At 41.3% G+C, this 7,222-nt stretch carries 3 protein-coding genes; all 3 read left to right on the top strand.

Annotation, left to right across the window (positions count from 1 at the left end; translation table 11 throughout):
- The first annotated feature begins 1,131 nt into the window (after positions 1–1,131).
- Entirely contained in the window at positions 1,132–3,411 is a 2,280-nt protein-coding gene (locus BSO02S_RS17430) for a M6 family metalloprotease domain-containing protein (RefSeq protein ID WP_235846952.1), read from the top strand.
- Positions 3,412–3,725: 314 nt separating this feature from the next.
- Positions 3,726–4,313, top strand: coding sequence for a CalY family protein (locus BSO02S_RS17425; protein ID WP_066070198.1), 588 nt, complete (start codon positions 3,726–3,728; stop codon positions 4,311–4,313).
- A gap of 359 nt (positions 4,314–4,672) precedes the next feature.
- Complete coding sequence (locus BSO02S_RS17420) at positions 4,673–6,331, top strand: M28 family peptidase (RefSeq protein ID WP_066070193.1); 1,659 nt, start codon at positions 4,673–4,675, stop codon at positions 6,329–6,331.
- Positions 6,332–7,222 lie beyond the last annotated feature (891 nt).

Below are 7,222 nucleotides of genomic sequence, written 5' to 3'. Positions count from 1 at the left end.
ACCCCTAAAATGTCCGGTCATTACTGACTGGTTAGTATGACAAAATAGTCATATGATGGAATTTATGCTAATAATTTGGGGGTTTCAGTTGTTGACGGAGTGAGGATTATTGTGCTAATTCTAGCTATTAGTAGTTGGTATGATTATCACCGAACTTTACACCAATTACATAGTTAATGATGTTAATCACGATTTGATGAAAATTGGCCAAGCTGTGTGGTGTCTTAATTCCACTTTCAACCGGACAAGGGAGTGGGTTCGTTACGAAGCGAGCATCGCTTCGAACTGTAACCCATTCTCTTTTTTCCCTTTTAAGGAAAGATCCAAGGAGGCATTTTTAAAAATGATTAAGGATCAATCTGCCAATTTTGATAATCAACACGTAAAATTATGTCTTTAATTCTCCAACTCTGCATTTTTAGATAACCATTTTTGGACATTCTTAGACTAGCATTTATATCTGAAGTATTAACTTTGATCCAAAATTATGGACCATTTCACAACCAGTATCCATCGACTGCTCTAACAATTCCATAGCATGCCAATATTCCAGGGCATAAAATGTCAGACCCTACATTGGTTTAATCATTAAGGGCAACGGCAAGTTTTTTCTATACCAAAAATATCCACGTAGAACAGGTTGAAATCCATGAACTAGTGACAAATACTTTGAAAGGTACCCGTTAATTATGTCGATTCCTGATCATTAAACAAATTGCATGAAGGGTTTTGTCAATGAAAAAATTTTTAAAACGTCAATTATTGACGAAATTTTCAGTAAGTAATGCTTAGAATTAACAATAAGGTATAAAAGAATCTATTAAATATTTTATAAAGACATCATCATATTTTTGCGCATAGGAAAATTCCAATAGAAGATTCTTTTTTTTGAAAATTTCCAAGCTTACCCAAATAGTAGATTTCATGACGGTGCTGTCTGATTTATGACTATATGGTTTATGGCTTTGAAGGGGGGTGGTAGACCTAGGTATGACATTAGGCTGTGAAAGGAGGCGATAAAGGGGCTAATAACGATATAGAAATGACGACATAACGTAATCATCAGGGGGAATTCGAAAACAAAAGCCTACATAGGAAGTAGGTTATTTTCCAAGGGGGAGGAGAAATACTTTGAAACTAAGAATTAAGATTGCCGCATTATCAACCACGATATTGCTTGCGATGACTTCAACATCCGCTTTTGCAGCAGATCCAGGGCTGGATAAAATTCCCGGCCCAGTGGATCCCCAGTCGTGGGTGAATCCAGATAATATGACGTGGAATGATTATAAAGAGGTTCAGGGTATTAACTGGAATACCACGGATATTAAACCGGAAACAGAACTTAGAGGAGCCTTGATTTTGGTCGACTTTCCGGATCAGGATTTTATCCTGACCAAACCTAAGGGTTCAGAGCTCATCGGTAACCCGCAAATTGACGCAATTCCCCGCGAGAAACTTGGGGAATTTTGGAAAAATTTCTTGAACGTTCCAAGTGCAATGAATAATTATCAGTCAATTGATGGATTTTGGAAGGAGAATTCTCAAGGAAAATGGGGAGTAAGCCTTGATTCTTTTGGTCCCTACCGCATGGATAAAAACGAATTTCAGTATGGGCTGGACAGTATGAATGCTGGCTACCTGCCAAAGAATTATCAAAACGGGAACCTTTTTCAGGATGGTGTAAATGCGGCAACTGCCGACATAACCGCATCTGGAAAAGACTATGACTTTGCTTTCATCGTTCATGCGGGCTATGATGAATCAACCGTATGGCAAGAACTCGGCGAAATGAAGTTCCTGAATCAAGACGCGGTGCCTAAGGAATTTGGGCCGCCGGATTTACCTGGATTTGAAACCATGCCAAACTGGGCAAAAACCCGTTATGTACCATGGACTTCCTGGTATGCAGCCAAAACTATTTGGTCTGCAGCATCTAGTGCAAAGATAAATGGCAAATCGATTCGTGTATCTATTCAAGGCGAAAGTGATGGCATGTCCACATTTGCCCACGAATTTGGCCATCTCAAAGGACTTGGCGATAATTACAATAATGCGGCACTAGACCCACGAACCTATGCGGGTTATTGGGAAACGATGAGCCGTGGGTCATTCAATGGCCCAGGTGGAACGCACACCCGCTGGATGATTCCGGCCACTCTTGGTTCTTCCTTACCGGCACCACATACACTTCGAAATAAGATGAAACAAGGATTTCTATCCAATGATGAAGTCCTGCAGCTAGACCGTGATGCATTAAAAAATTCTGGACCAGCGTTTGCGGATATTATCGCGCGCGAAGTACCAATTGGCAGTAAATTTGGCCGAACAGGGCTCCACGGCATCAATATCAGCATGACCGATTTAACACCAACCAATTACCTTACCGGTGATTGGCGTAACGATATGCCAAGTGGTGCTAAGTACAATAACTACACCATTGAAGTGGTAGACCGCGTTGGTGCGGACTCCTTCGCAGCCGATTCCGGTGTATTGATTGCCAAAACGAAAAATGCGGAGAGTGCTCCATTCATTTGGGTAGTTGATTCACATCCAGAAGATATTAGTCTGAAAGATTTTACAAGACCTGATGGCACAACTGCTATGGTTTCCAAAGGTGACCCACGGCAAACTCTCGATGCTTTATTCCATGCAGGGAATGGGGCAAGCTTGGTCAGCGGACAATTCAAGGGTTCGATTGGAAAAGAGACTGTTGTCAGTGAGTACATCGATCCATACAATAAACTTCAATTCTACATTTTAGGGAATTACAAAGACGCTGACGGCGTTCTTCGTTATCAGGTTGCCGTCCGTAACACGGATGGCGCAGGTGCCTACAAGCGTGGGGTAAATGTAAGCGCTGCCAATGTACAACCTGCTGTTGAGGGCAAAGTGGCAGTCTATCATTTTAATGTCACTAATACCGGCGCAGCAAAGGATCTTATTCGTATCAACGCTTCCGCTGGTGCTGATTGGACAGTTCAACTAGATCACAACGTATTGGCCGTGGAGCCGGGGGCAACTGTCGATGTACCGGTATACGTGAATATTCCGAAGGGCAAGACAGCTCCGGCTAACCTTACTTTCACGGCTACTTCAGAGACTGACTCCAAGCAAAGCGCAACTGATACCAATGTTTTGCCGAGCAGCTTAAGCGCAACCGGTCTAAGTTCTGTTATTGATAGCTTTGACAAATCGGGAGCCTTTAAAGCCGGAGCAGCACAAGCTTTGAAACTTCAATTGGCGGGCGTTGCCCAATTTGAGAAGACTAAATCTGCGGATAAGGTTGTCAAACATCTGAATGGTCTTAAAGTGCTATTGGATCATGATAAAGATACGAATGTGATCTCTGAGAAAGCCTATAACAGTTTGAAAGCGTATGTCGATGCAATGATTGTGGTCTGGCAATAGATTAGATTCACTGTTTTGGATATACCTTCTGTGCCGGGGGCGCCCGGCATAGGGGGTAACAAACTCAAAAACTTTTTATATTGCCAATTCACGTGTGGGAAGGCTTTACTACTAATTCCACTACCCGGGGTGTTGTTACTAGACTTGCAGGTTTTTGGCAGACCTTAAGGGGAATTAGTAGAAAAGAAGAAAACGAAGGAACAAAATTTTTTTAGCCTATTTATCCAGTTGGAATCGGTTATAAAACTACAACTTAATAGCCGTTCAAAAATAAAAGCCCTGAAAAGGGGGAAAAAGCTTTAGGAGGAGTAAACATGGGATTGAAAAAGAAATTAGGTATGGGCATTATGGCGGGAATAATGGGAGTATCCTTAATTGGGGGGGGAACTTACGCATACTTTAGTGACAGTGAAGTTACGAACAATACGTTTGCGGCGGGTACGCTCGACCTGTCAGTTCAACCGACAACAATCATTAATATCGAAAATATCGCGCCTGGAGACACGATGACGCGTACCTTTGAACTGCATAATAAAGGGACACTGGACATCAAGGACGTGACGTTGGATACCACGTATACCGTGGTTGATGCTAAAGGGGATAACACGGAGGATTTCGCCAAGAATATTGAAGTGGAATTTCTGTACAATATGGACCAATTTAATGAAATCATTTACAAAACAACATTGGATCAGCTAAAGGGTATGAGCCCTAAAGCAGTGTCAGAAAAGATATTTAACGAAGCACTAGATGGTGGCATTCTTAAGGCGGGCGATGAACATGATTTGGTAGTGAAGTTCAATTTCGTTGATAACGGGAAAAATCAAAACCAATTCCAGGGGGATAAGCTCAATCTAACATGGACTTTTAATGCCACACAAGGCACGGGCAGAGACCTATAAGATTTAAAAAAGGTGCGTTAGTGCAGCTTACTTATTTCGATTTGGACACTTCCCTATCAAACTTGAACTAGGGTATGGTCGTGTTGGTTCATATCTATTTCCTCGATTTTTGCGAATTTATGTGATTCATAGGAAATAAAAACAATAGAATGGTTGGGACAGTTGGAGAACTGTCCCGCCTCCATCGCCTCGAGTCCTTAAGAGAGCTTCACCAGCCTCTGCCTTATGACTGGACCGAACGAAGGAATGTAGTCACACTGCTGCCTAAATGTAAGAGACTTTATCAAAAAATATTTTTTTGACACTATACCAATGGTTAAAACCGTTGGTACTACAACATTTATAGAGGGAGGATTATGATGAAAAGGTTTGGTTTGAAAAAAGTTTTTTCCATAGCGATAATAATAGCATTTCTACTTGGTACGAACCTAATGGGGGATGCTACGGCTGCGAGTAACCGAATTTTCAATGATATGCCGCATACAGGAGATGTTTTCGCGGACATTGAAAAGCAAATTGATTATTTTAGAGAAGATGGTGATATTCGGGATGATATCACGGTCCGTACCTTAAAAATGCACCTTAGCGGAGTAAATCTTTTTCAAAAACAAGGACAGACGGATAAGGTCCTTAAGCAAATGCAGACTTTTAAACGCCTGCTTGATAATCAGAAAAGCAACGGGGCCATTTCCGGAATAGCGTTTGATGTTCTGAATACGTACACGCAATACACGATTGGAAAAATTAATGGTCCATTTAACTCCGATAATGTTATGAAACATATCAAAAATCTAAGTGTTGATATTGGGCCAAGGGAGGCTGGCAGCGCCGCAGAGAGAGCGGGTGCTGAATACATTGAAAGTGTGTTGAAAAGTTACGGCTATGAAACTACTATCGAGGAAGCACCAAGAAGCAATCGGACAGAATTGCTGCTTAAGGTACTATCCGATAATAACAAGATCATTCCATTGAAGGCCGTTAGCAATGCTCCTCAAACGACTGGGGATGGGATTACAGGAAATCTATACTCTGCGGGTATAGGCCAACCGGGTGATTTCACTGCGGCAGCGAGTGGCAAAATCGCCTTAATACAAAATGGGGGAATCACTGTCGGTGACAAAGCGAAAAACGCAATGGCTGCAGGTGCGATAGGTGTCCTTATATATGACAACCAGGATCGTTTTACCCTACCAACTGTCTCCCTAGGCACCGTACGCCCTAACATTCCGGTTGGAACAATTACCAAGAAGGATGGGGAAGCATTTGTTTCTCAACTTTCCAAGGGAAATGTGCAAGTCCAACTTTCAATTAAAACGCTTACGAATCAAAAAACAGTTAATGTAATCGCTGTTAAGAAACCAAAAGGCGTTGTAAATCCTGAAATATATTACGTTGGTTCACATTTGGACAGTGTTCCATTCGCGCCAGGGGCCAATGATAATGCCTCTGGAACTTCTACACTAATGGAATTGGCAAGGGTCTTTAAGGACTATGATGGCGACAAAGAATTACGATTCGCTGCATTTGGGGGCGAAGAACTTGGATTTGTCGGCTCGAAATACCATATCGGTAATTTGTCACAAGATGAAGTTAAAAGAACAAAAGTTCAGTTCCAGATGGATATGACTGGTACGGCTTGGGTACCTGCCTCGCAACTTTTTATTAATACTGTAGATGGGAAAACGAATCTTGTTTCGCAATCAACACATCAGGCCGCTGAAAAACTAGATATTAACAAAAATTTATTGCCTGTTCATATGTTGAGTAGGTCTGATCATGTTCCATTCCACGAGAAAGGGGTACCTTCAGCACTTTTCATTTGGATGGAACCTGGAACACCACCTGGGGGAGCTAATATCGAGCCTTATTATCACTCGTTAGAGGATAAAATAGAGCATGTAAGCCCTGAAAGAGTACAACTTACCGGGGATGTAGTTTTTAAAGCTATTTCTGATCTAATTGGTTTCCAGAAAAATAGTAGTAAGAATGAAGATGCACCACTAAAGAAAGCTTCATAGATTCATAGTGAATGCCTGGCGAACAGCGTGATCCCGTAAGGAATCTCCAGATAAGCAACCAAATATATCAAACATTTCCTTGGGAAGCCCCATGGGAATGTTTGATATTTTAATAACTTGATTTCAATTGCCAGGCATGGACTGCTAAATAAATAAAAAACGTAATCCTACCTACCAAACAAAGCCCCTATGGATTTGAGAATAATAAAAAAGTACTCACCAATTTGGCAATAGTGAGGACCTGTAGACTCAATTCCCTAATTAAAGGAAGGGCTTTTTGGGGGGGTTCAATACTTGCAAGTCGTGACACTTTTGGAAATAAACGAGAATTGTAAACCCTGTATAGTTGCCCACGATATTTGAGGGAAAAATGGGTTTCACATCCGGTGAAGCCTAATTCACGTGTGGGAAGGCTTTACTACTAATTCCACCACCTGGGGTGTTGTTTCTGGACTTGCAGGTTATACCATTTGGCAGACCCTAAGAGGAATATAGGTGAAAATGTAAGACTATTCACCCTTTACAGTATTTTCACAGAAAAATCCAATGACTTATTTTCTAAAAGAGTAAAAACCGGACCAGGGAGTGGGTTCAGTTACGAAGCGATGCATCGCTTCGAACTGTAACCCATTCTTTTTTCCCTTTTAAGGAAAAACCCAAGGAGGCATTTTTCAAAATTGATTAAGGATCAATCTGCCTAATATTGATAATCAACACGCGTAAAATTAAGTCTTTAATCCTCCAACTCTACATTTTTAGACAACCATTTTTGGACATTCTTAGACTAGCATTTATATCTGAAATATTAACTTTGAACCAAATTAAGGACCATTTCACATCCAGTATCCATCGACTGCTCTAACTATTCCATAGCATGCCAATATTCTGGAA

This window comes from Neobacillus soli NBRC 102451 (assembly GCF_001591665.1).
Classification (GTDB): domain Bacteria; phylum Bacillota; class Bacilli; order Bacillales; family Cytobacillaceae; genus Neobacillus; species Neobacillus soli.
The sequence above is the reverse complement of the archived record's forward strand: the minus strand, read 5'-3'. Positions and strand labels throughout refer to the sequence as shown.